Consider the following 3,237-nt stretch of genomic DNA (forward strand, 5'->3'; position numbering starts at 1 on the left):
CCTATTCCCCTATTCCCCTATCCCCTTATTCCCCTACTCAATCATGCCTTACCAATCACCGATCTCTCCTGGCCGCTCCTGGTACGAAGACACCGCGGGACCTAGACCCGAACACCCAGCCCTTGACGGCGACCGCCAATGCGATGTCGTCATCGTCGGCGGCGGCTTCACCGGCCTGTCGGCGGCGGCGCATCTGGCAAAGGCCGGCAGCAATGTCGTGCTCGCCGAGGCGCATCGGTTTGGCGACGGCGCTTCCGGGCGTAATGGCGGTCAGCTCGGCACCGGTCAGCGCGCCTGGGCCGAGGAGCTGGAGGCGGAATACGGCCTTTCCCGCGCCAAGGCGCTGTTCGACCTCGCCGAGGAGGCCAAGGCGCACCTGCTCGAATTCGCGGCCGTCAACAGGATCGAGATCGACTACATGCCGGGCCAGCTGTCGGTGGCGCACAAGCAGCGCTATGTCGACGACTACAAGGCGCATGCCGAGATCATGGCAAGCCGCTTCGGTTACCCGCACATTTCCTTCATGGACGAGAAGGAGGCGGCCGAGCGGCTGGGCTCGACGCGCTATTTCGGCGGCACGCGCGACACCGGCACTGGCCATATCCACCCGTTGAAGCTGGTGATCGGCACGGCGAAAGCAGCGGCCGAGGCCGGCGCGCAGCTGTTCGAGCGGACACCTGCGACCGGCATCGTCTCCAGCGGCGGCAAGGTGAGGGTCACGACGCCGAAAGGCACGATCACCGCCGACAAATGCCTAATTGGCGTCAATGCCTATGGCGGCACGCTCGAGCCGGTGAGCGCCGCGCACATCATGCCGATCGGCTCCTTCATCGGCGCGACAGTGCCGCTCGGATCGGAAACCACGGTGTTGCCGGGCGGCGAGTCGGTCGACGATTCCCGCTTCGTCGTGCGCTACTTCCGCAAGTCGAAAGACGGCCGGCTTTTGTTCGGCGGGCGCGAGGTCTATGCGGTCAACGATCCGAAGGACATCCACATCCATATCCGCCGGCAGATCGCGGAACTCTATCCGGAGTTGAAGGATGTCGAGATCACGCATGGCTGGGGCGGCTATGTCGGCATCACAGTGCCGCGCAAGCCATTCGTGCGCGAAGTGATGCCCAATGTCATCTCGGTCGGCGGCTATTCCGGCCACGGCGTCATGCTGTCGAACTTCTTCGGCAAGCTCTATGCCGAGACCGTGCTCGGCAACCGCGACCGGCTGAAGCTGATCGAGGATCTAAAGATCCCGCCCTTCCCCGGCGGCCGGCGTTTTCGTGCGCCCTTGCTGTTCCTGGCGCTCAGTTGGTTCGCCCTGCGCGACAGGATCTGACGCTGGGGAAGCACGGCCTGGAACGGAACTTCCGGCCTATCCGCCTGATTCCATTCGGCTGTTCGTGCCGCTGCGACATGTTGCAGAATCCTTAACAAGGGTGCAGAATTCGTTCCAAGGGCGCACTGATGCCACAATCACCGGCAAAAGATGCGGGTTCTGGGCTGTAAGACGGGGACTTTCGCGGGCCCGCCCGCTTGTGTTTTTGGGACCGATGCCGATCACCGCCGGACCTCCGGCACCGATCGAAAGAACGTCGGCCCACCTATTGGAGGTGGTTAGAGTGAACGAGCCCTTCAGTTTCGGCGCGCCGGAACGACGGCGCTTTGCAATGCAGTTTGGCTATGACATGCGGCCGTCGTTCTGGCAGGGCGTGCGGTCGAACTCGCATCTGGTGATTGCCGCCGTCGGCACCGCCGCGCTGCTTGGCGTGGCGGGGATTGCGCTGTGGCTGGCGCTGCCGGGCAGCGACCGGCAAGCGATCGCAAGCCCGGCGCAAAGCGTCCCGACAATCCCGGTCAGGACAACCAAGATCGCGCCCGCCAGCGCGAACGCGACGACGATGGCCACCGCGCCGCAGGCGGCGCGCAAGGCCGACGCGGTGTCGCCCGTGGTGGCCGCCAAGGAAGCCAAGATACCGGCGCTGGCGTCCAACGACCCGCGCTGGACCGCAACAGACACCAAGACCGCGTCCAGCGACCCCGCGCCTGCTCCATCCGATCAGACGGCAAGCCGACAGGCCGAAGAGACCGCCCAGTCATCCGACACGGCATTCGCCGAGCCGGCGGCTCAATCCGACGCAGCCGCATCGCTGTCCAAGGTGGCGGCGCCCGACGCGGCGCCGGCAAAGGACGATCCCGATGGCGCCAAGACCGCCGCCATTCCCGCGCCGGACCCGCAGACGCCGGAAGCGCAGGCATCCGCAGGCGACGATGGCAAGGCAAAGACCCAGCAGGTCAGTGCGGCCAGCACCGGACGTATTCTACGGGCCGTCACCATGCGGGCCGGCCCGAAACAGAAAGCGGCCGCGATGATCACCGTGCCCGCCAAGACCTCGGTGCAAGTCATAAGCTGCAAGAAGTGGTGCCAGATCGTCTATAATGGCAAGCGCGGCTGGATCTACAAGACCTACATCAAGACCGGCGCCTGAGAGCTTCATCGCCGCCGGTCAGCCACAGCAGCCGCCGAAGCCACTGCCATAGTCGGGCTCGCCTGCGTTTTCTGACATGGGCGCGATGTTCCTCGAACGGCACTTCGAACAGGCCGCATCCCTGGCATCCAGACCTTTTTCCGCAAACCGGGACCCAGCATTTGACGTCGTGGGTCCAGGCGAGCGCGATCCTCTCCAGGTGAAGGTTGGACGAGCTCTTTAGCAGGATCAATTCGCCCGGTACTGCCGTTCGCTTGATGTGGTCGGAGACTTGCTTGAGCGTTCGCAATTCGACGAACCGGCCGCCGTCGCGGTCGGCCTGGTCGGCGCCCGAGCGATGCGCATTGTCGCCGACATAGATAATCTGGCCAACGACCTCGCGCGCGGCGTTGTAGGCGTCACGGTACTTTCTGGTCGAACCCGCATAATCCGAAATCTGGCCGAGAACGATGCGTTTTCCAGCAACCTTGGCCTTGGCCACCATGTCGATGGCGAGGTTGATCGAATGCCAGGGAGCCTTGGCGGTGTCGACCAGGAAGTGCGGACCGCCATCGGTGACGAGCACCTGGCAGCGATTGATCAAGGGCTGGAACGTCGCCACGCGCGCCGCGACTTTTTCCGGCGGCACCCCAAGCTCCAGCGCGGTGGCGACAGCCGCCGCCGTCGGCAGCCATAGGTACTCGGCCGGAAACAGCGTCTGCAGGTCGAGCGCGCCGCCACGCCAGCGGATCCTGAGGCTCAGGGTTTCGGGATAAGC

The 3,237-nt window shown here is 64.7% G+C and carries 2 protein-coding genes and 1 pseudogene; 2 read left to right on the forward strand and 1 reads right to left on the reverse strand.

Annotated features, from left to right (window positions below; all coding sequences use genetic code 11):
- The first annotated feature begins 43 nt into the window (after positions 1–43).
- A complete protein-coding gene (locus EOA33_RS29255; protein WP_127407227.1) occupies positions 44–1,330 on the forward strand; it encodes an FAD-binding oxidoreductase in 1,287 nt (428 codons plus the stop codon).
- Positions 1,331–1,613: 283 nt separating this feature from the next.
- Positions 1,614–2,480: an SH3 domain-containing protein gene (locus EOA33_RS29260; protein ID WP_126056462.1), complete on the forward strand. Its 867-nt coding sequence runs from the start codon at positions 1,614–1,616 to the stop codon at positions 2,478–2,480.
- Here EOA33_RS29260 and EOA33_RS29265 read toward each other — a convergent pair.
- Positions 2,464–3,237, reverse strand: a pseudogene (locus EOA33_RS29265) (UDP-N-acetylmuramoyl-tripeptide--D-alanyl-D-alanine ligase); the annotation flags it as partial. The gene EOA33_RS29260 and the pseudogene EOA33_RS29265 overlap by 17 nt on opposite strands.

Origin of the sequence: Mesorhizobium sp. M4A.F.Ca.ET.050.02.1.1 (genome assembly GCF_003997725.1) — a bacterium.
Taxonomy (GTDB): Bacteria; Pseudomonadota; Alphaproteobacteria; order Rhizobiales; family Rhizobiaceae; genus Mesorhizobium.

Coding starts and splice junctions, on each gene's coding strand:
- EOA33_RS29255 (WP_127407227.1), top strand. CDS start 44: ATGCCTTACCAATCACCGATCTCTCCTGGCCGCTCCTGGTACGAAGAC.